General features: G+C 40.8%; 2 protein-coding genes. Both read left to right on the top strand.

Annotation, left to right across the window (positions count from 1 at the left end; translation table 11 throughout):
- Window positions 1-493 (top strand): zinc-binding dehydrogenase (locus RT405_RS13315; protein WP_313470342.1); only part of this gene is annotated, 493 nt, incomplete at its 5' end.
- Window positions 494-528: 35 nt separating this feature from the next.
- On the top strand, window positions 529-713 hold a 185-nt coding region (locus RT405_RS13310), incomplete at its 3' end, for an alpha/beta hydrolase-fold protein (RefSeq protein ID WP_313470340.1).

The raw sequence follows: 713 nt of genomic DNA, 5'->3' as shown, positions 1-713 counted from the left end.
TCAAGCAAAAGCTAGACGCATTATTGCTATTGATACAAATCCAGATAAGTTTGAATTAGCTAAAGAAATGGGAGCTACCGACTTTTTAAATCCTAAAGAATACGATCGTCCTATCCAAGAAGTCATTGTTGACTTAACCAATGGTGGCGTAGATTATAGTTTTGAATGTATCGGAAACGTACATGTGATGCGTTCAGCTTTAGAATGCTGTCATAAAGGCTGGGGAGAAAGCGTTGTTATCGGAGTAGCCGGAGCTGGCGAAGAAATCAGCACGCGGCCATTCCAACTAGTGACCGGACGTGTCTGGCGCGGCTCAGCTTTTGGCGGAGTCAAAGGACGTTCAGAATTACCCGGAATGGTGGAACAGGCGATGAGCGGCGAGATCCAATTGGATCCATTTATCACGCATACTTTGCCGTTTGAACAAATCAATGAAGCATTTGAATTGCTGCATGAAGGAAAATCCATTCGTACGGTTCTTTCTTATCACTAAGTTGTTTCAATCAATTTTATATGAGGGGGATAAATATGACAAAATTAGAACTGCTTGAAGAACACGTTGTTTTTGACGGAACACAATACAAATATCGTCATGATTCACACATTTTAGGTTGTCCGATGACCTTCAGTTTATTTTTGCCAAATAAAGAAAAATTCTCCAACCCGCCTTTGTTTTGGTGGTTATCAGGCTTAACGTGTACCGATGATAATTT

The sequence above is a fragment of the Carnobacterium sp. genome (assembly GCF_032094055.1).
Classification (GTDB): Bacteria; Bacillota; Bacilli; order Lactobacillales; family Carnobacteriaceae; genus Carnobacterium_A.
This window is presented reverse-complemented; position numbering and strand designations above follow the sequence as displayed.